Source organism: Paenibacillus xylanexedens, assembly GCF_001908275.1.
Lineage (GTDB): Bacteria > Bacillota > Bacilli > Paenibacillales > Paenibacillaceae > Paenibacillus > Paenibacillus xylanexedens_A.
Genome location: NZ_CP018620.1, coordinates 2,811,693 through 2,832,079, shown reverse-complemented (window position 1 = coordinate 2,832,079; position 20,387 = coordinate 2,811,693). Strand labels below are relative to the sequence as shown.

Below are 20,387 nucleotides of genomic sequence, written 5' to 3'. Positions count from 1 at the left end.
TTGGGATTATGTAAGCATCCTTACGGATTGCTCATCATCAAGAAAAACGCGTACGCTTTTCCTGTAATTAAAATGATTTGAACCTTGATAACAAGTACAAGTAAAATGTTATCATCCGGACTTCCCAAAGTCAAGATTATAAACATTATTTTTTTATAATCATTATAAATAAGGATTTTTCGTGGCAAAAATGATAAAGGAAAAGCCCTCTGTACATTCCATAACTGGAAACAAAGGGCTGCCTGTAGTTGATAATATAATTACGCCTGTTTCTGAATAGCCGCCACGATCAAATCGCCCATTTCGGTCGTGCTGATCGCTGTGCTCTTGTCTACAGCAATATCACTCGTACGGTGTCCTGCGTTCAATACATCCGACACAGCTGCTTCAATGGCATCCGCACCTTCTGCATAACCAAAGGTTGTACGGAACATCAATGCCAAAGAGAGAATGGTTGCAATCGGATTAGCGAGGCCTTGACCTGCGATATCCGGTGCAGAACCGTGTACCGGCTCATAGAGTCCAAAGCTGCCCTCTCCCAGTGATGCAGATGCGAGCATACCGATGGAACCTGTCAACATCGCTGCTTCATCACTCAAGATATCTCCAAACATGTTTTCCGTTACGATGACATCAAAGCTGGACGGACGACGCAGCAATTGCATCGCGCAGTTGTCTACCAGTACATGCTCCAGTTCAACATCCGGATAATCCGGTGCTACCCGGTTCACGACTTCACGCCAGAGACGGGAAGTTTCCAATACGTTGGCTTTGTCTACAGAAGCCAGCTTTTTGCGACGCCCTTGCGCAATTTCGAACGCCTGACGAACGATCCGCTCCACTTCTGTTACATTATATGCACATGTATCCACAGCCTCTTCGCCCTGTGCACTTTCACGTCTGAACTTCTCTCCGAAGTAGATACCACCTGTCAACTCACGTACCACCATCAGATCTGTACCTTCCAGTACTTCAGGCTTCAGAGTTGAAGCATCCTTCAGGCAATCAAATACAACAGCCGGACGCAGGTTGGAGAACAATCCAAGTGCTTTGCGAATACCCAGCAGGCCTGTTTCCGGGCGAAGCTCCTTGCTGTTGTTATCCCATTTAGGACCACCAACCGCTCCAAGCAGGACTGCATCTGCACTTTTACATACGCTCAGTGTTTCTTCAGGAAGAGGTGTACCCTTCTCATCTATCGCGATTCCGCCAAACAACGCATGCTCTGTCTCAAAACGATAACCAAATACTTCCTCCGTACGTTTAAGAACTTTCTCAGCCTCAGCTACGACTTCAGGGCCAATTCCGTCACCTGCAATAACTGCAATTTTTTTTACGTCTGCCATTGGGTTGTCCACTCCTTATATTTCATTCATTAATTATTCATAAAGTAACGTCTCATATTAACTCTCTCTTTTGTATCATATTCCAAGGTCATTTGACCAAGATATACAATCTATGACTTTAATAGATTTTACCTATAAGCCAATAGAGATTGGCCTTTCCAAGTTGTTCTGACCTCCCGGCTGGGTTAAAATATAGCTGAATTCAAATCAGGTACGCAGGAGGGATAAGCAACATGCAATATTCGTATTTGGGTAAATCAGGCCTCAAGGTCAGCCGAATCTGTCTCGGTACCATGAATTTCGGGCCTGCTACAGATGAAAAAGAAGCTTTCCGCATTATGGACGCAGCACTTGATGCAGGCGTGAACTTTTTTGATACCGCTAACATCTACGGTTGGGGTGAAAATTCCGGCCTTACCGAAGAAATTATCGGACGTTGGTTCAACCAAGGTGGTGGCCGACGTGAGAAAGTGGTTCTGGCCACCAAAGTCTATGGCTCCATGCATGATGATACAGATGGCCCCAACAACGAAGCTGGCCTCTCCGCCTACAAAATCAGACGGCATCTGGAGGGTTCACTCCGCCGCTTACAGACCGATCATATCGAGCTATACCAGATGCATCATGTAGACCCTGCCATATCGTGGGACGAGCTGTGGGGTTCGTTCGAGAATGCCGTTCATCAGGGTAAAATCGGTTATGTAGGATCGAGTAACTTTGCTGCATGGCAGATTGCAATCGCTCAAAGTGAAGCCAAGAATCGTCATTTCCTCGGCCTGGTTTCCGAACAACATAAATATAGCCTCAACTGTCGTTTGCCTGAGTTGGAAGTACTGCCCGCAGCCAAAGAGCTGGGCCTCGGCGTCATTCCATGGAGTCCACTGGATGGTGGATTACTGGGACGTAACGCTCTGCAGAAACTGGAAGGAACACGCAGTGGGGGCATCGCTGGACGGATCGAGCAGCAGCAAACTCAGCTTGAAGACTTTGCCGCACTGTGTCGTGATCTCGGTGAACCACAGGATACGGTGGCTTTGGCATGGGTTGCAGCCAATCCGGCAGTGACCGCCCCGATTATCGGACCACGTACGCTGGAGCAGTTTGAGACCGCACTCAAATGTCTGGATGTAACTTTGGATGAAGCCGTGCTCAAACGTCTGGATGAGATTTTCCCAGGTCCAGGTGGACATGCACCTAATGCATACGCGTGGTAATAGCTTGAGAGCGTAAGCCAATACAATAGGTAATCGTAGAAAATGTAATGTGTTTCACTGTTATAATCATATAAATAATAAGCAAAAGAGTCTGACCCTCCACAGGAGAGTCAGACTCTTTACGTCCCTCACTGAACGTAACAAAGCAAGCCGAACGATCTTCTATATCCATTAAATTAAAGATAGATCATTCTAGCAGCATACATGTGTCTCAGCTTAAAGTTCAGTTCAATGAAAGGTGCGTGCTTCTTGTATTGGAGCCTACAGATTAACGTTTACACGGTTCGTGTATGTCTTGCGCTTCTCAATCAATTGATTCAGGCCGTCTACATAGGCACGTGCACTTGCACCCAATATATCTGTGCTTACGCCACGTCCTTGTACCGAAACCTGATTCTGAGTCAGCACAACATGCACTTCACCCAATGCATCCTTACCATGCGTTACCGATTTGATGGAGTAGTCAGACAACGTTACATCTTCCCCACTCACTTGGTCAATCGCATTGTAGATCGCATCTACCGATCCGTTACCCTCTGCTTGCTTCTCAATTGTATCCCCGTCAAGCGTTGCAATGCGGACTTTGGCCGTTGGTACCGATTCGTCTCCGTACGTTACGAAGATGGATTCCAGTTTATACACCTCAGGTGCATCCTGCAATTTCTCTTCAATTACGGCAAGCAGATCTTCGTCAGTAACTTCTTTTTTCTTATCAGCCAGATCTTTGAACTGGGCGAAAGCCCGATTCAATGCTTCTTCTTCCAGCTCATATCCCAGATCAATCAACCGTTCACGGAAGGCATGACGACCAGAATGTTTACCCAGTACAAGTTTACTTTCCTTCAGACCGATGGACTCTGGGGTCATGATCTCGTACGTGGTTTTTTCCTTCAGCATACCATCCTGGTGAATGCCGGATTCATGTGCGAAGGCATTTGCCCCAACAATGGCTTTGTTTCCAGGCACAACCATACCTGTCAAACGGCTAACCAAACGACTGGTCCGTGCAATTTCAGACAACTGCAGCGATGTTTTCGCTTGGAAAAACTCCTGACGTGTCTCCAGCGCCATAGCAATTTCCTCGATCGCCGTGTTTCCGGCACGTTCACCAATGCCATTGATCGTACCTTCGATCTGATCAGCTCCGTTGAGAATGGCTGCAAGTGTATTGGCCGTCGCCATACCCAAGTCATTATGGCAGTGGGCACTCAGCTGTACCTTTTCAATACCGTGTACATTCTCCTTGAGATGTTTGAAAATGTTTCCGTATTCATATGGGCTCAGGTAACCAACCGTATCTGGAATATTCACGACAGCTGCACCTTCTTCAACAGCCATATTCACCATTTCCACGAGGAAATCATACTCAGTACGACCTGCATCCTCAAGTGAGAATTCAATCTTCGAGAATGTTTTCTTTGCATAACGAATCGCAGAACGAGCTGTATCCAGTACCTGCGCTTTGTCCATGCGCAATTTATGTTGGCGGTGAATAGGTGAAGTTGCCAGGAAAACGTGAATGCACGGGTCCTGTGCACCTTTAAGTGCTTCCTTAACCGCATCAATGTCTTGCTCTCTGGAACGGGACAAGCCAATTACAGTCACATTTTTGACCGCATTTGCTACTGCATTGACAGCTGCCAGATCACCTGGAGATGCCGCCGGGAAACCCGCTTCCATCCGGTCAATGCCAAGCCGCTCGAGCTGATGGGCAATTTCCACCTTTTCACGAGTGTTCAGATTGACTCCCGGGGATTGCTCTCCATCACGTAGCGTTGTGTCAAATACATAGATTTTACGCACGCTTCGCACCTCCTGTACTTGTTATTATATGTTTCTCTGAACCAGCAATAGCGGCTCACGCATAAGCACGGCCGCTATTCCCAGTTAAAGCTCTAAGTTTACTTGATTACCTTAAAGTGCATGTTCTAGAAGTTAATGCTTACTTCTTGATCCAGTGCATCATCTCACGCAATTGTCCGCCAACCACTTCGATTGGGTGTTCAGCTTCGTTACGACGAGTTGCTGTCAAGAATGCACGTCCGGATTGGTTTTCCAGAATGAAGTCGCGTGCGAATTTACCTTGTTGGATATCTGTCAGGACTTCTTTCATTGCTTTCTTCGTATCTTCAGTTACAACGCGAGGTCCAGTTACATAGTCACCGTACTCAGCTGTGTTACTGATGGAATCACGCATGCTTGAAAGTCCGCCTTCATACATCATGTCAACGATCAGCTTCAGTTCGTGCAGACATTCGAAGTATGCCATTTCAGGAGCGTAACCCGCTTCTGTCAATGTTTCGAATCCAGCTTTTACCAATGCACTCACACCACCACACAGAACAGCTTGCTCACCGAACAGATCTGTTTCTGTTTCTTCACGGAAGGAAGTTTCGATAACCCCTGCGCGTGTACAACCGATACCTTTAGCATAAGCCAAACCGATTTCTTTAGCTTTACCCGTTGCATCTTGCTCAATCGCGATCAGGCCCGGTACACCAAAACCTTCCACATAAGTACGACGTACCATGTGACCAGGGGACTTAGGAGCTACCAGCAATACATCGCTGTTTTTTGGAGCAACGATTTGACCGAAATGAACGTTGAAACCGTGTGAGAAGAGCAATGCAGCGCCTTCTTTCAGGTTTGGTTCGATTTCGTTTTTGTATACAGAAGCTTGAGTTTCGTCTGGCAACAAGATTTGAACTACATCTGCGCGGCTTGTTGCTTCAGCCGGGGACAGAACTTCAAATCCGTCATTTTTTGCAGTGTCGAAGGATTTACCTTCACGAAGTCCGATGACTACGTTCAATCCACTATCACGAAGGTTTTGAGCTTGGGCGTGGCCCTGGCTACCATAACCGATTACCGCGATCGTTTTTCCTTTCAATACGTTAAGCTCTGCATCCTGTTCATAATAAGTAGTTACTGGCATGTTTATAAGTCCTCCTTTGTATTGTAAAGAACCCTTCATTAATGAGCGGGTGTCTCAAGGGACCGCCTCGCTTGGAGTGTCAAAGCATCTCTGGCCTGATCCGATCCGATCCGTTCAGACACCCGCCCATTAATGCGGGAATGTAGCTATATTTTCAAGCGTTACATCACTAAAATGTTAAATTACAGCTGTTAAGGGACTGACACTCACATAAGATCAACTGTATATGTTAGCTAACCGTCGTCCCTCTTCATTCATTATAGCTTTATACGTTGCCGCGTACCAATGCAGTTATGCCTGTACGGGACAATTCGCGAATGCCATATGGCTTGAGCAATTCAATCATAGCATCAATTTTGTCGGTATCTCCGACTACCTGTACAATCAGGCTACCTGGACCAACATCTACAACGGATGCGCGGAATGTTTCTACCACACCCAGAATTTCAGGACGCTCGGAAGGCTCTGCTTTCACTTTAATCAAAGCGAGTTCACGGGCTACCATCGGTTTCAGGCTGAAATCAACCACTTTAATAACATCGATGATTTTATACAATTGTTTCTCAATCTGCTCCAGCGTTTTATCGTCACCAATGGTGACAATAACCATCCGGGAGAGTCCAGGTTCTTCCGATTGACCTACTGTAATACTCTCAATGTTAAATCCGCGTCGACCGAACAACCCTGACACACGCTGAAGGACACCTGGCTGATCGTTTACCAATATTGAAATCGTATGTCTAATCATTCGTCAGCATCCCCCATCAGCATTTGATCAATTGTTGCTCCCTGCGGAACCATTGGATACACATTTTCATCCTTGCGTACTACGAATTCTACAACGACTGGTCCTGGTGTATCCAAAGCTTCCTGCCAAGCACGCGCTGCTTCTTCTTTATTCGTTGCACGCAATCCTTTCACGCCATATGCTTCAGCCAGTTTTACAAAATCCGGGCTTCCTGCCAGATCAATGTGGCTGTAACGGTTCTCATAGATGAGTTCCTGCCATTGGCGAACCATTCCAAGTACCTGATTGTTAATGATCACAATTTTTACCGGTATATTGTTAATAGCACAGATTGCGAGTTCTTGGGAACACATCTGCATTCCGCCGTCACCGTTAATGGAGATAACGAGTCTGTCCGGATTGGCCATCTGAGCACCAATTGCAGAAGGGAATCCAAAGCCCATCGTTCCGAGACCACCCGAAGTTACCCATGAACGCGGTTGATTAAATTTATAATATTGTGCTGCCCACATCTGATGTTGTCCCACATCCGTAGTCACAATCGCTTCACCTTTGGTTGTATCATTCAACATTTCAACAACCCACTGCGGTTTCAGCACTTCGTCTGAATCCGTATAGCTGTATGGCTTCTCTTGTTTCCACTGTTTGATCTGGTCTCTCCATGCATCTGCACGCTCTGCACGTCCAACTTCTTTGTTGGCTATTTCAAGTACGGTCTTCACATCACCAACGATTGGAATATCGGTTGCAATGTTTTTACCAATCTCAGCCGGGTCAATATCGATATGAACGATTTTGGCATGTGGAGCGAATCCGTCCAGCTTACCTGTTACCCGATCATCGAATCGTGCGCCGATATTAATCAGCAGATCCGACTGTTGGATGGCCAGGTTGGATGTGTACGTTCCGTGCATTCCTGGCATCCCTGTCCATAGTTCATGCCCACTTGGGAATGCACCAAGCCCCAGAAGGGTTGTCGTAATCGGAATGCCTGTCTTCTCAACAAACTCGAACAGTTCTTCATGTCCTCCCGAGTATACCACACCGCCACCGGCCAGAATAATTGGACGTTCTGCTTCCTGAATGGCCTGAGCCAAACGGTCAACCTGCAGTTTGTTTGGTACTGTCCGTGGATTGTACCCTCTTAATGTAACAGGTTCAGTACTCGGTTCAAACAAGGTTTTGTTGGCTGAGACATCTTTCGGAATGTCGATCAGTACAGGACCTTTACGGCCGGTGTTGGCAATATGGAATGCCTCATGAATGATACTCGACAAATCCTTAACATCTTTTACCAGATAGCTGTGTTTGGTGATCGGCATTGTAATCCCGGTAATATCCGCTTCCTGGAAAGCATCCGAACCGATCAGGCTGGAATTAACATTTCCCGTAATGACAACCAGCGGCACAGAATCCATATATGCCGTGGCTATTCCAGTAACCAGATTGGTTGCTCCCGGCCCGGAGGTAGCGATACAAACACCAACTTTGCCGCTTGCACGTGCATATCCGTCAGCTGCGTGAATTGCACCTTGTTCGTGACGGGTTAAGACGTGTTTGAAATCCTCGAAACCATACATTGCATCGTAAATGTACAACACTGCGCCACCCGGGTAACCAAATACGCAATCCACACCTTCAAGCAACAAACTTCTCAGCAGAATCTCGGAACCGCTAATGACCTCCGGCTTCATCCATTTTTCACGTAATTCATCTGTCGATCGTACTTCTGGAATTTGAGCTCCCATTAGTCATCCTCCTCTCGGAATTTACACCATTCTGACATTTAAAGTTACAAAAAAAACCTTCCATCCCCTGCAAACAGTTCATGCTTGCGAGGGACGAAAGGTTATCGCTTCCGTGGTACCACCCAACTTTGTCCGAAATTTCGCAATAACGGACCTTACCAGGTACAACAAAACGAATAGCTCAAACGAGCATAGTTGTTTCCCATACCTGTTGTCTGTAACGCAGACATACGATTTTCCCTAATACGCGAAAGGAGTGACATCCAGTGCTTTTCAGGAAAACAGCTCCGAGGTGAGCTCGTATATAAGGGGTAATGGTGGTGGTTTCAGCAATTCCAGCCACTCTCTGAGCAAAAGAGCCCTTAAAACTTCGTCCTCTTCATAGCCGATGAAATATTCTCGTTAAATGTTAGGAACATTATATGATTCCTCCAACCGATAAGTCAATACCTGTTTTGCATAAAAATTCAGAGAACCTTCCTTCCTCCCTCTTCAGCCTATAAGGTTGCCCTAATCCTAGCGCTTCATTCAGTCACCTTTTATCTTGCTTCGGGCATAGGATATACGAGCAGCACGACTGGTCCTGAAAGGAGGCTCCGCATGGTGATTCGGCAACGCACATCCAAGCTGGATGATGGCGCCATCATGAAGCTGATTGACACTCAACTTGTTCCTTTATCCCATATGAGCGAAAAGGAAATTAATAAAATCCGCAAAGAAATACCCCTGCGAATGAACAGGGGCATGACCTTTGTTGTCTCGCCGGAGCCAGACAAAGCTGCTGTGGCATTCATCCATTTTCTCATGCATGGGGAATTGCTCTATGTCGATATGATGGCCGTTAGTCCGAAAGAACAACGCAAACGTTACGGGCAAACTTTGTTGCTCAAAGCAGAGAGTTTTGCAGTATCCCGGGGTTGTCGAAGATCTAAAGTGATGGTGGATGAGGGCAATACCAAAGGGCTTCAGTTTTATCAAAAAAATGGATACAGCGCGATTCGATACATCATGATAAGCCGCTGCTACGAATTGGAAAAAACATTATAGAATGTCCTAGAAAAATCCTGGTGGGCGTGGACCTGGACCATAAGGGCCGAATCCAGGACCAGGTCCATATCCGCCACCAGGTCCTCCAGGTCCATATCCTGGTCCGTAGCCTGGACCATATCCAGGACCTGGTTTTGGTCCAGGTCCATATCCGGGACCGAAGCCGGGACCACCTCCATAAGCATAAGGCAGTGTGGCAATAGCGAGCAGATCGAACAATACCAGTGGAAGAATCGCTTTTGTACGTACTTTTTTGCCATTCAGACGCTTCAGTACCAGTTTGTTGCCCGATACTTTCAACAGCTTTCCCGTAACCCGAGTGCCGTCTTTTTTGATTGCAACAATATTTTTGCCTATTAATTTCATCGCTTCATCACGCGTAACTTGTTGTTTCATACTTTCCCCTCCTCCTCGGATCGTTCAAAACAGTGTATTCGTCCATCACTGAATTCGCCTGTTTCTTTGTCCCTACCTGAAAATATGGGTATCTGCACGAGAACCAAGTTAAGCATGTAAAAGTCGATGGGCGTTCAAGAAAACAAAAAAAAGGCCCGCACAAGGCGGACCCTTTATCAAAACTCTGAATAGCTAACCTGATATGGGAAAGGTTGTTACCTTTTACCCGGATCATATGCTTCACCGAGTGCAGACGGAGCCGAAGAACGTCCAACTGCTGCAACGAGAACGATGATGGTAAGCAGGTAAGGCAACATGAAAATAATTTCCTGGGGAATACTTTGTGACCATTCAAACAACTGTACATAGTTTCGGATCGCTTGTGAGAATCCAAAGAAGACAGCCGCACCAAAGGCACCAATCGGATTCCACTTACCAAAAATCATAGCTGCAATGGCAATATAACCTTGGCCGGAAACCGTATTGTGTGAGAATGTACCCGTAGTCGTCAACGTAATCGCAGCTCCACCAATGGCCGCAAGCGCACCACTGATCATAACGCCAATATAGCGATAACGAAGCACTTTAACACCCACCGTATCAGCCGCACTTGGATGTTCACCTACAGAACGAAGGCGCAGACCAAATGGCGTTTTGAACATGATGTAATACGTCAGGAATACGAACAGAATAGCCAGATATGTCGTTGGATATACGTTCTTGAAGAAAGCTTCCCCAAGCAAAGGAATGTCTTTCAAGAATGGCACATCAAACTTGCTGAAGCCTTGAACCAACGGTGAATCACCAGAACCTTCAAACAACAGTTTAACCAAGTACAACGTACTTCCTGCTGCCAAAAAGTTAATGACGATACCACTGATAATCTGGTCTGCCTTAAATGTGATGGACGCAACGGCATGAATCAGCGATACCAGTACGCCCAATACAATCGCGAGCAAAACCCCCATCCAGGCCGATGTCGTTCCACCCATGCCCGCTTCTTGAGCATAATGCGCCCCGATTCCAGCTGCAAAGGCACCAAAGACCATAAAGCCTTCAAGTCCAAGGTTGGTTACACCTGATTTTTCCGAAAAAATTCCGCCGAGTGATGCAAAAATCAATGCCGTAGCAAAGACAAGCGTCGTATTGATAATTTGCCCAATTGTCAACAAGTCCATCTACAACACCTTCTCTTTCTTACGCTTCGAATAGAACGGTTTAAGTATCCAGCGCACGATGCCTTGTGCCGCAATGAAGAAGATAATCGAACCGATCACAATCCGAATAATCTCAGGCGGAACATCCGCAGCAAAACTCATACCTGCAGATCCGTACGTGAGGGTACCGAACAGCACTGCACCCAATAACACTCCAAATGGATGATTCAAACCAATCAGTGCAACCGCTATTCCGTCAAAGCCTGTACCCGGTGAACCCGACATTACGGTCTGGTAATGGAACACACCAAGAACCTGGAAGGCACCACCAAGACCGGCAAGCATACCACTGATAAACATCGCTTTTACGATATTCCGGTTAACATGCATACCTGCATATTCAGCCGCATTAGGGTTGTAACCTACCGCGCGGATTTCATAACCTTGTTTTGTTTTCCACATATAGATATAAAAGAGCACAGCCATCACAAGGGCAATCAACGTCCCCATGTGTACACGGGAATTGCCCATCAGTTCAGAGAGCCATGTCAAACTAATCGACGCCGACTCGCTGATATCCACGGAACGATTCTCGCCCTTCAACAGCAAGAATTGGCGTACGATAAGGTTGGCCAGATACAGACCAATCCAGTTCAACATGATACTACTGATAACTTCATTGACCCCACGTGCCGCCTTCAGATAACCAGCAATAGCGGCCCACAGACCACCAAACAATGCACCGGCAATCAAAGCCAGTGGCGCATGAAGGTAGATCGGCAAACCTGCAAACTTAACACCAACAAATGTTGCAGCGGTCATACCAACGAGAAATTGACCTTCTCCCCCGATGTTAAACAACCCTGCACGTGATGCAAATGCAAATGCAAGTCCAGTCATAATTAGTGGTGTCATTTCCCGTACTGCTTCACCAAAGTTGTACATGTCGCCAAATACCTTGGTGAACAATGCACCATAGGCTTCAATTGGATTGTAGCCACCAATCAGCATGACAACTCCACCGAGAATAAGACCCATAATAATAGCTACTACAGGCAAAATAAATGAATCTCGGGTAAACCATTTCAATACGTTATTCATGCGCAGTACCTCTCTTTTGGGTGCTGCCCGCCATCATCAAGCCGAGCTCCCTGTCATTGGTTTCTTCCGGCAGCACCTCGCCAACGATCTGTCCTTCATAAATAACAGCAATTCGGTCAGATACATTGATAATCTCATCAAGCTCAAATGAAATCAGCAGAACAGCCTTCCCTTGATCGCGCTGTGCAATCAGTTGCTTTTGCACGAACTCAATAGCCCCTACATCCAAACCACGTGTTGGTTGCGCAGCGATAAGCAGTTCAGGGTTTTTATCTACCTCACGGGCGATAATGGCCTTTTGCTGGTTTCCTCCGGACAAGGACCGAGCTTTGGTCTCGATACTTGGTGTACGCACGTCAAATGCCTCAACAAGCCGCTTCGCCTGCTGTTTGATGGCATCGAAGTTAAGGAACCCTTTACGGGTGTATGGTGCTTTATAATACGATTCCAGAACGATATTTTCACTCACTGAAAAATCAAGTACAAGTCCGTGTTTATGTCGATCTTCCGGAATGTGGGCTACACCCGACTCCGAGATATGGCGCGGAGAATGATTGGACAGCTCCTTGCCCTCCAAAAGAATCGAACCGCTCTCTACTTTACGAAGTCCGGTAAGAGCTTCGATCAGTTCACTTTGACCGTTACCATCCACGCCTGCGATTCCGACAATCTCTCCTGCACGTACGTTCAGGTTAAGTTGGTTCAGAACCGAAATACCTTCTTTATTCTTGGCCGTTAATTTACTGACTTCGAGCACATTGGCTCCGGGTGTAGCCGGTTTTTTGTCCACTTTGAATGTGACATTCCGCCCCACCATTTTCTCTGCCAGCTCATTCGGATTCGTTTCCGAAGTTTTGACCGAATCAATCACTTTACCCCGACGGATAATCGTTACCGTATCGGAGATTTCCATGATTTCTTTTAGTTTGTGCGTGATCAAAATAATGGACTTTCCTTCAGCTACAAGCCTCTTCATGATGATCATCAGTTCTTTGATCTCTTGAGGAGTCAATACGGCTGTAGGCTCGTCAAAAATCAGAATGTCTGCACCGCGATACAACGTTTTAACAATCTCTACACGTTGCTGCATTCCGACAGAAATATCATGAATTTTGGCATGAGGATTCACCTTAAGTCCATACTGTTCGGAAAGACTCTGAACTTCAGCGGCTGCTTTTTTATAGTTAATATTGAGACCCTTCGTTGGTTCAGATCCCAAAATAATGTTCTCTGTTACCGTGAACGGCTGTACAAGTTTAAAATGCTGATGCACCATGCCTATGCCAAGATCGATTGCTCGGTTAGGGCTGTCGATGATGACAGGCTTGCCATTCACTTCAATGGAACCTTCATCTGGCTGATAGAGACCAAATACAATATTCATCAACGTTGACTTACCAGCGCCGTTTTCGCCCAGTAGCGCATGGATCTCGCCTTTACGAAGCTGAAGGCTGATGGCGTCGTTGGCAACAATGCCTGGGAAACGCTTCGTAATTTGTTTTAACTCAACGACGGGGGTTGCTGCACCCATGTAATCACCCTTATAACTGATATAGTGTGGTTCCGCAAACGTAAAAAAAACGTCTATCGACGTACTTTCAAAGAAGACAGACCGCGCTTAGCTGAAGTTTTTCTTGCGATAATCGAATGGCTCAGCTCATTAAAAACATATCAATTCCATTATCTTAAGAAAAGCTCCTACCGGAGCGTTGGTGCACAGTGACCTTGTACAATTGTTATGATGACTTGATCAAATGTTCCTGTTCTTGCAATCATAAGGCCGGTCAAGACCGGCCCCAATGATTATTCATTTGCGACTAAGATCAAAATTACTCCGTAGGAACTTTGATTTCGCCGCTGATGATTTTTTCTTTGTACTCTTCCACTTTTGCAAGTGTATCAGCAGATACATTGGCAGTAGAGGTATCAGCAATACCTACGCCGTTTTCTTTCAAAGTCAGGTTCTCGGAACCGCCAGCGAATGTACCATCAACTACTTCTTTGTTAACGCGCTTAACTGCTTCGTCAACTTTTTTGATCATGGAAGTCAAAGTGATCTCATCACCAAACTCAAGAGATTGGTCTTTGTCAACACCGATAACCCATACATCTTGACCTTGTTTCTTACGAGCACTTGCTTCGTTAAACACACCGTTACCTGTTGCGCCAGAAGCGTGGAAGATAATATCTACGCCTTCATTGTAAAGTGTTGCTGCTGCTGCTTTACCCAGGTCAGGTTTATCAAATGCACCTGTGTAGTTAGAAATGAATTGAGCATCAGGGTTAACTGCTTTAACGCCTTCTCTGAATCCTACTTCAAACTTTTTGATCAGTGGGCTTTCCATACCGCCTACAAAACCAATTTTGTTGGATTTTGTTGTCAGACCAGCCACAACACCAACCAGGTAAGATCCTTCTTCTTCAGCAAATGTTACGGATTTAACGTTAGGCGCATCAACAACACTGTCGATGATCGCAAGTTTAGCATCAGGGTTTTGCTCAGCTACAGTTTTGATTGCATCAGCCAATTGGAAACCGATACCCCAAGTCAGATCATATCCACCTTTAACGAATTCGTTCAGGTTAGGAATGTACTCTTCATCGGATTTACTTTGCAGGTATTTAACAGCAGTACCTGTTTCTGTTTCAGTCGCTTGCAGAGCTTCCCAAGCGGATTGGTTAAAGGATTTGTCATTAACTCCACCTACGTCAGTAACCATACCGATTTTGAGGTCGGATTTCGCTTCAGTGGGTGTGCCACCTGTATCTCCTCCGGCATTTGTTTCTTCTTTCGGTTTGCTACCGCAACCTGCGAGCATAACAGATACCGCCAGCAACATTACCAAAGACAAGCTGAGCATCTTTTTCATTTCTCTTTTTCCCCCTTAATGATATATCCCTCATTCCAATCCAGCCTACAATTGAACGGTTAACAGATAGCAGGAATGACTTTTATGCAGAATGTATGGTTTCTTCGACATTAAAAGCGCATTCTCACCCTTGAAGCATCCTATCATCTGTCGAAAAACCGAACATTATGACATGGAGAGAAAAATCTAGGACTAGCCTACTAGAGGTGATTATACAATCAACCAGTGTTAAAATCCAGATGTTTCATCACCAAATATCACATATTTTTGTTCTTTTTTTATTGAAAACGCTTAATAATTTAGCGTTTTAACACACTAACGTTACAACGATGTGATGTTACATAACAAAAACATATCGTGAACTTTAGTGATGAGAGGGATTTACCTGTTTTTATTTGTATTATTTCACCGTTCGTATTTTATGTATTCCCATGGACCGTTATTCACCAGTTATCTGATTTCATTGTTCCCTTCCAGACTACAGCCTATTCGCTCTACTCATTCAGAGATTCATCCTCGAATTTCTTCCCAAGCCGTAAAAAAAGCCGCCATATAGGTACGGCGGCTTGTATCATACAATTTAAGCGTTGATTTTGCCTTTAGCTACAGTAGCCAAAGAGTTGAACGCATTGATGTCGTTAACGGCCAGATCAGCCAACATTTTGCGGTTCATGTCTACTCCAGCAAGTTTCAAACCATGGATCAGTTTGTTGTAAGACAAACCATTCATACGTGCTGCAGCATTGATACGAACGATCCACAGTCTGCGGAAGTTACGTTTCGTGTTGCGACGGTCACGGTATGCGTATACCAGGGATTTCATTACTTGCTCGTTAGCTGTTTTAAAAATACGGTGTTTGGAACCGAAATAACCTCTTGCCAGTTTCAAAACCTTTTTATGACGACGACGTACTACAAAACCGCCTTTTACTCTTGCCATATTAAAGAACCTCCCAAATAAATATAAATGTATCCGTGGTATGTGTACGGCCGTAGCCGATCCCCCATACGGAATGTACTAATTAGAATTAGCCTTTCAAGTTAGCCAAGCCTTGTTTCAAACGTCTAACATCCCCGGCAGCCATAACTGGGTTACCGTTCAGAACGCGCTTAGCACGTTTGGATTTGTGGGAAAGCAAGTGGTTTTTGTGAGCTTTGTAACGAAGGACCTTACCGGAACCGGTAATTTTGAAGCGTCCTTTCAAACTGCTGTGTGTTTTCATTTTAGGCATTTTGTGTTTCCTCCTCCAATGTTATCAGGCTTTAGGAGCCAAAATCATGATCATACTGCGGCCTTCCAATTTCGGTTGACGTTCAACAGTACAAAGTTCTGCAACTTCTACCTTAACGCGCTCCAAAATCCGTTGACCAATCGCGGCATGTGCAATTTCACGTCCGCGATAACGAACAGAACATTTCACTTTGTCGCCTTCGTTCAAAAACTTAACTACATTACGAAGCTTCGTTTGATAATCGTGCTCCTCAATATTGGAACGGAACCATACTTCTTTAATATCAACAATTTTCTGGTTCTTACGGGCTTCTTTATCTTTCTTTTGTTGCTCATAGCGGAATTTGCCATAGTCCATAATACGACACACCGGCGGTTTAGCCTGTGGTGCCACATTGACCAGATCCAAATTCAGGTCAATCGCCATTTGCAGTGCTTCGCGAATGGGCGTAATCCCAATTTGTTCTCCTTCAGCTCCGACAAGGCGTACTTCCTTCGCCCGAATCTCATCATTAATCATGTGATCTTTACTAATAATCGTCCACCTCCAGGTCATTTTGAATATCCAGTTAAACAAAAATAAAAGGGATGCCGGTCAAGCTACCGACATCCCTGTAATCAACACAATTCTTCATGAGTATACACTTCATAAATTATTGGGATCGTTGACCAGCCAACATGTTTGTTGATCAGGTGAGAAGTCGGACTTCTGCTTGTGATTCCATTGCTATTCGTTTTAAGGCACTCAAATACTATATCATCCACAAAACATATTGTCAACATCTTCACAACTTTTTTTTGTAAATTATACATTTGTTATATCAGATGTCGACAAAGTCTCATATGCATGTTCCTTACCCTTGTTTGCTCTGCACCTCATCCAACCGTACAACACGTGTATGTTGAGTGTGGCTCCACTGTTTGTTGTTCTGCGTAAAGAAAGCGTAGAACGTAATCGGGTACCAAGACAGCAGGTAGATCGGGAACAAAATCAGATATAGATAAACTTTGGCAAAGGTAACCTTCTCCAGCGCCATGGACAGTAGGAACGTCAGAATGTTCAAACCAATAGCCACGAACCCAACCCATAACGGGAAGTATCCATAAATATTAGCAATGTGCGGACCGCTGAATATAGCCATGTCTACCCACATCACAGCCGTCATCAGGAACGTAAGCAATACCACATAGACATTGGCTCCATAGATAGCAAGGTCGAATTTCACCAGGCTTCTTTCCTTAATGGACTGCCAGAGCAGCGGGAAGAAGTATCTACGCGCAACTGTAAAGTGACCTTGCATCCAGCGCAGACGTTGTCTCGCTGAAGCTTTGAATGTCAATGGCTTCTCATCAAATACTTTGGCGTCATAGTTGAAAACAGGATACACATTACGTTGCACACTGCGCATCGTAAACTCCAGATCTTCAACCAGACTTGTTGCACCCCAACCAATTTCCTTCAACAGGTTGGTCTCGAAGCACATTCCGGTTCCTCCGAGGAAATTCGCCATATTCAAGTTATGACGAGACAACTGCCACAGACGGTTGATGTACCAGTAAGATACACCGTAAGCTGCAGTAATCCAGGAATCCTCCGGATTTTTCGTATCAATGTATCCTTGGATAACACGCGAACCATTGTTCAAGTCATCATTCATCTCAAGCAAGAAGTTACGGTCAACCAGGTTATCCGCGTCAAACATAACAACTGCGTCATACTGACGCGGCAATTTCCACAGGTACTTAAGCATCCATTCGATGGCATACCCTTTACCTCTTAAATCGGCATTGGTACGTACACATGCGTTTAATCCATGCTCTCTGACAATTTGAGCCGTTCCATCCGTACAGTTGTCACAGATGACAAACACATCGTACAGATCTTCCGGATAATCAAGTTGTTTCAAGTTCTCCATCAAGGCACCAATGACTTGTTCCTCATTGTGTGCTGCGACGAGTACAGCGAATGATTTTGTCGCCGGATAATGTTTCTTTTTCTTTTTCTTAATCAGACCGAACAGCGAAAACGTGAATTGGTACACGGCTAGCAGTGCCAGAATGACCTGCATCGTGACGAATATAGCGTCCAACATCGTTCTCTGTTACCCCCTTTTTTTCAAAACCCAGTTTACTCAAGCATTTCTCTTCCTGATTCTGCAATTTATTTTTTTTTGATCTGCAGAATATGACCCTGTTCTTTTGTGTACTACGTGATTATATCAGGCAATGTTTCAAAGCTTGGTTGCTATCAGTTGGCTGCTTTATCGATTCTGTATCCTTTTCAGTCATTTGTCAAAACCCCAATTCCACTTTCTGAAGCAGAAATGTGATCTTTAAACGCTGAATAGACACTTCGTGATACCACAACCTCGCATTCATGCCTGTTATATCTTATTTTCAGCCGTTTACTTGATTTTTATTTCTAAAGTCCCTGCTTTTTTCATCAGCATGTTATTCTTCGTCAGAGGCTCTATAACAAATAACGCAAACAGACCTCAAAAAGTTTGAAACAGAACTCACATTTTTTTACCTCATTTCAGCCATGTTGAATCATTGTATCTTTTTTGGCTGACCCAAGTCAAAAAGTTAAGATGGGTATATATCCACTCTTTAACATGAATTTCACGTTCTTTACATGGGTTCTTCTTGAAAAGGACAACATTTAAAAATATGATAAACATATACCTGAAATAACCTCAAGTTCATGAAAAACGGTTATATACTAATCAGGACGAAACCGGATGCAGAAAATCACCGGAAATAATGCCGCCATTACGGGCGGCCTGACTGGCAGGAGGCCAATATGAGCCGTTTATTCTTAAAGTTTCAAGATTATGATCGAAATGTTTTTATGTGGATCAACGGCCGACTTCATAATCGTTTTATGAATTTTTGGCTGTATTATTTCACCCATCTGGGTGGAGCAACTTCATCTATTGCAATATCGTTGTTAATCTGGCTGCTTGCTCCAGCTCCATGGAGCACAACAGGACTCCAGGCATGTATCGCCCTTGCGGTCAGCCATATCCCTGTAGCTATCGCGAAAAAATTGTATCCCCGCATTCGACCTTATCTGGCCTTGCCGGATACAATTACGTTCCGTAATCCCCTGACGGATCACTCGTTTCCTTCAGGGCACACAACTGCCATTTTTTCGGTCACAGTTCCCTTTATGACCACTGATCCGATCTTATTGCTAATATTGTTGCCTGTAGCCCTTATTGTCGGATTCTCTCGAATTTATCTGGGGTTACACTATCCTTCCGATGTTCTGGCGGGTGCCACAATAGGTACTTTAGTCGCACTTGCAACAGTTGCATTCTGGTCTTAAAGCCGATATGTTAGACTCAGAAAAACCTAGCAGGAACAGGTGAAGCAAGCGTGGAGAAAAAAAGAGTATTACTATTATCTGAAGGCTTTGGTACGGGTCATACTCAAGCCGCCTATGCACTGTCCAGCAATTTGCGAAAGCTCTCGCCAGACGTGCAGACAAAAGTGCTTGAACTGGGAAGTTTCTTAAATCCAAAGGTTGCACCTCTGATTATAACAGCATACAAAAAAACGGTTACCAACCAACCCAAACTTTTCGGATACGTATACAGACACCAATATAAAAAATCATTGAACAGGCTGACAACACTGGCGCTGCATAAGCTGTTCTATACACATACACGCAGCGTTGTGCGCCAGTTACGTCCCGATGCGATCGTCTGTACACATCCGATTCCAAGTGCTGTCATATCCAGACTGAAGCGTCTGGGTGTACAGGTTCCTCTATGCACAGTCATCACCGACTATGATGCACATGGGACGTGGATTAACCGCGAAGTAGACCTTTATCTAGTTTCTTCAGATGAGGTTAAGTCCAAACTAATGCTACGAGGCGTACCTGCAGACAACATTCGAGTCACGGGCATTCCGGTGCATCCAAATTTCTGGGAGCATCCCGGGCGAGAAGAGATCCGAAGCAGATTTAACCTCAAGAACATGCCTACTGTACTGGTGATGGGCGGCGGTTGGGGAATGCTCAGCGACAAGCTGGTCCATCCGCTGCTGACACGCTGGCATGAAGATATTCAAATCATTTTTTGTCTCGGTCGCAACGATAAAACACGGATCAGCATGGAACAGAACCCCATGTATCGCAAAGAAAACATTCACATTATGGGATACACCAACGAAGTGGACAAATTAATGGAAGTATCCGACCTTCTGATTACCAAACCTGGGGGAATGACATGCAGTGAAGGCTTGGCCAAAGGAATTCCCATGTTGTTCCACAACCCTATACCTGGTCAGGAAGAAGAAAACGTCCATTATTTTACGGCAAGAGGGTTGGGAGAACCCATAACTTCGCCCGACGTAGTGGTTAAATGGATGAACAAGCTGTTGCATCACTACCCGGATGTTGTACGTAAACGCAAACGTCATCTGGCGGAAATCGCCAAGGTTCATCCAATGCAGAGCGCTCAAAGTATTATCGATCTGCTTGAGGACGTTCGTCCTTCATCCGTAGAAGAGGCCCGTTTATGAATTTATCCCAATAGGATGTCGCTTCCCGTATTCTTCGTCCAATCACGCCTCTAACCAACGA

The 20,387-nt window shown here is 45.1% G+C and carries 18 protein-coding genes; 4 read left to right on the top strand and 14 right to left on the bottom strand.

Annotated elements, in window-relative coordinates; all coding sequences use genetic code 11:
• Nucleotides 1-260: 260 nt before the first annotated feature.
• Nucleotides 261-1,346 carry a 3-isopropylmalate dehydrogenase gene (gene leuB / locus BS614_RS12710; protein WP_017689651.1) on the bottom strand — a complete coding sequence of 362 codons (1,086 nt, stop codon included), beginning with the start codon at nt 1,344-1,346 and terminating at the stop codon, nt 261-263.
• Nucleotides 1,347-1,579: 233 nt separating this feature from the next.
• On the opposite strand from leuB, the gene BS614_RS12705 reads away from it, so the two are divergent.
• Nucleotides 1,580-2,560, top strand: a complete 981-nt coding sequence (locus BS614_RS12705) for an aldo/keto reductase (protein ID WP_036669756.1) — start codon at nt 1,580-1,582, stop codon at nt 2,558-2,560.
• Nucleotides 2,561-2,821: 261 nt separating this feature from the next.
• On the opposite strand, the gene BS614_RS12700 is transcribed toward BS614_RS12705, so the two are convergent.
• The 4 genes from BS614_RS12700 to ilvB all read right to left on the bottom strand — a co-directional run bounded on the left by BS614_RS12700 (nt 2,822) and on the right by ilvB (nt 7,991).
• The gene (locus BS614_RS12700) at nt 2,822-4,363 is read right to left on the bottom strand and encodes a 2-isopropylmalate synthase (protein ID WP_036610154.1); all 1,542 of its coding nucleotides are present in this window, start codon (nt 4,361-4,363) and stop codon (nt 2,822-2,824) included.
• 139 nt (nt 4,364-4,502) lie between these two features.
• Nucleotides 4,503-5,495 (bottom strand): ketol-acid reductoisomerase, encoded by a 993-nt coding sequence (ilvC, locus tag BS614_RS12695; RefSeq protein WP_036669754.1) that lies wholly within the window; start codon nt 5,493-5,495, stop codon nt 4,503-4,505.
• A 265-nt stretch (nt 5,496-5,760) separates the two neighbouring features.
• On the bottom strand, nt 5,761-6,243 hold the full coding sequence (gene ilvN, locus BS614_RS12690; RefSeq protein WP_024628317.1) for an acetolactate synthase small subunit: 483 nt from the start codon (nt 6,241-6,243) through the stop codon (nt 5,761-5,763).
• A complete protein-coding gene (gene ilvB, locus BS614_RS12685; protein ID WP_074094293.1) occupies nt 6,240-7,991 on the bottom strand; it encodes a biosynthetic-type acetolactate synthase large subunit in 1,752 nt (583 codons plus the stop codon). The genes ilvN and ilvB overlap by 4 nt, the downstream gene beginning before the upstream one ends.
• Nucleotides 7,992-8,594: 603 nt before the next feature.
• Between ilvB and BS614_RS12680 the strand changes: the two genes are divergently transcribed.
• The gene (locus tag BS614_RS12680; protein WP_036611020.1) at nt 8,595-9,038 is read left to right on the top strand and encodes a GNAT family N-acetyltransferase; all 444 of its coding nucleotides are present in this window, start codon (nt 8,595-8,597) and stop codon (nt 9,036-9,038) included.
• A 6-nt stretch (nt 9,039-9,044) separates the two neighbouring features.
• Here BS614_RS12680 and BS614_RS31805 read toward each other — a convergent pair whose 3' ends face one another.
• From BS614_RS31805 to BS614_RS12635, 9 genes are all read right to left on the bottom strand, one after another.
• Nucleotides 9,045-9,434, bottom strand: coding sequence for a hypothetical protein (locus BS614_RS31805; RefSeq protein ID WP_047842246.1), 390 nt, complete (start codon nt 9,432-9,434; stop codon nt 9,045-9,047).
• A gap of 215 nt (nt 9,435-9,649) precedes the next feature.
• Nucleotides 9,650-10,612, bottom strand: a complete 963-nt coding sequence (locus BS614_RS12670; protein ID WP_062833426.1) for an ABC transporter permease — start codon at nt 10,610-10,612, stop codon at nt 9,650-9,652.
• The gene (locus tag BS614_RS12665; RefSeq protein WP_074094292.1) at nt 10,613-11,692 is read right to left on the bottom strand and encodes an ABC transporter permease; all 1,080 of its coding nucleotides are present in this window, start codon (nt 11,690-11,692) and stop codon (nt 10,613-10,615) included.
• Nucleotides 11,685-13,223 (bottom strand): ABC transporter ATP-binding protein, encoded by a 1,539-nt coding sequence (locus BS614_RS12660; RefSeq protein ID WP_074094291.1) that lies wholly within the window; start codon nt 13,221-13,223, stop codon nt 11,685-11,687. Before BS614_RS12660 ends, BS614_RS12665 begins: the two co-directional genes overlap by 8 nt.
• Before the next feature lie 298 nt (nt 13,224-13,521).
• Nucleotides 13,522-14,562: a BMP family lipoprotein gene (locus BS614_RS12655; RefSeq protein WP_074094290.1), complete on the bottom strand. Its 1,041-nt coding sequence runs from the start codon at nt 14,560-14,562 to the stop codon at nt 13,522-13,524.
• 580 nt (nt 14,563-15,142) lie between these two features.
• Nucleotides 15,143-15,502 carry a 50S ribosomal protein L20 gene (gene rplT / locus BS614_RS12650; RefSeq protein ID WP_017689664.1) on the bottom strand — a complete coding sequence of 120 codons (360 nt, stop codon included), beginning with the start codon at nt 15,500-15,502 and terminating at the stop codon, nt 15,143-15,145.
• Nucleotides 15,503-15,590: 88 nt separating this feature from the next.
• Nucleotides 15,591-15,794 (bottom strand): 50S ribosomal protein L35, encoded by a 204-nt coding sequence (gene rpmI / locus BS614_RS12645; RefSeq protein WP_017689665.1) that lies wholly within the window; start codon nt 15,792-15,794, stop codon nt 15,591-15,593.
• 24 nt (nt 15,795-15,818) lie between these two features.
• The gene (infC, locus tag BS614_RS12640; protein ID WP_017689666.1) at nt 15,819-16,313 is read right to left on the bottom strand and encodes a translation initiation factor IF-3; all 495 of its coding nucleotides are present in this window, start codon (nt 16,311-16,313) and stop codon (nt 15,819-15,821) included.
• Between the two features lie 334 nt (nt 16,314-16,647).
• Complete coding sequence (locus BS614_RS12635) at nt 16,648-17,886, bottom strand: glycosyltransferase family 2 protein (protein WP_036610177.1); 1,239 nt, start codon at nt 17,884-17,886, stop codon at nt 16,648-16,650.
• 710 nt (nt 17,887-18,596) lie between these two features.
• Between BS614_RS12635 and BS614_RS12630 the strand changes: the two genes are divergently transcribed.
• Both BS614_RS12630 and BS614_RS12625 read left to right on the top strand, forming a co-directional pair.
• Entirely contained in the window at nt 18,597-19,124 is a 528-nt protein-coding gene (locus BS614_RS12630) for a phosphatase PAP2 family protein (RefSeq protein ID WP_017689668.1), read from the top strand.
• A 50-nt stretch (nt 19,125-19,174) separates the two neighbouring features.
• Entirely contained in the window at nt 19,175-20,326 is a 1,152-nt protein-coding gene (locus BS614_RS12625) for an MGDG synthase family glycosyltransferase (RefSeq protein WP_074094288.1), read from the top strand.
• Nucleotides 20,327-20,387 lie beyond the last annotated feature (61 nt).

Excerpts from the sequence above, each read along its gene's own strand:
- BS614_RS12705 (WP_036669756.1), top strand. The coding sequence starts at position 1,580 with ATGCAATATTCGTATTTGGGTAAATCAGGCCTCAAGGTCAGCCGAATC.
- infC (WP_017689666.1), bottom strand. The coding sequence starts at position 16,313 with ATGATTAATGATGAGATTCGGGCGAAGGAAGTACGCCTTGTCGGAGCT.
- rpmI (WP_017689665.1), bottom strand. The coding sequence starts at position 15,794 with ATGCCTAAAATGAAAACACACAGCAGTTTGAAAGGACGCTTCAAAATT.
- rplT (WP_017689664.1), bottom strand. The coding sequence starts at position 15,502 with ATGGCAAGAGTAAAAGGCGGTTTTGTAGTACGTCGTCGTCATAAAAAG.
- BS614_RS12630 (WP_017689668.1), top strand. The coding sequence starts at position 18,597 with ATGAGCCGTTTATTCTTAAAGTTTCAAGATTATGATCGAAATGTTTTT.
- ilvC (WP_036669754.1), bottom strand. The coding sequence starts at position 5,495 with ATGCCAGTAACTACTTATTATGAACAGGATGCAGAGCTTAACGTATTG.
- BS614_RS12635 (WP_036610177.1), bottom strand. The coding sequence starts at position 17,886 with ATGTTGGACGCTATATTCGTCACGATGCAGGTCATTCTGGCACTGCTA.
- ilvB (WP_074094293.1), bottom strand. The coding sequence starts at position 7,991 with ATGGGAGCTCAAATTCCAGAAGTACGATCGACAGATGAATTACGTGAA.
- BS614_RS12670 (WP_062833426.1), bottom strand. The coding sequence starts at position 10,612 with ATGGACTTGTTGACAATTGGGCAAATTATCAATACGACGCTTGTCTTT.
- leuB (WP_017689651.1), bottom strand. The coding sequence starts at position 1,346 with ATGGCAGACGTAAAAAAAATTGCAGTTATTGCAGGTGACGGAATTGGC.
- BS614_RS12660 (WP_074094291.1), bottom strand. The coding sequence starts at position 13,223 with ATGGGTGCAGCAACCCCCGTCGTTGAGTTAAAACAAATTACGAAGCGT.
- BS614_RS12665 (WP_074094292.1), bottom strand. The coding sequence starts at position 11,692 with ATGAATAACGTATTGAAATGGTTTACCCGAGATTCATTTATTTTGCCT.
- ilvN (WP_024628317.1), bottom strand. The coding sequence starts at position 6,243 with ATGATTAGACATACGATTTCAATATTGGTAAACGATCAGCCAGGTGTC.
- BS614_RS12655 (WP_074094290.1), bottom strand. The coding sequence starts at position 14,562 with ATGAAAAAGATGCTCAGCTTGTCTTTGGTAATGTTGCTGGCGGTATCT.
- BS614_RS31805 (WP_047842246.1), bottom strand. The coding sequence starts at position 9,434 with ATGAAACAACAAGTTACGCGTGATGAAGCGATGAAATTAATAGGCAAA.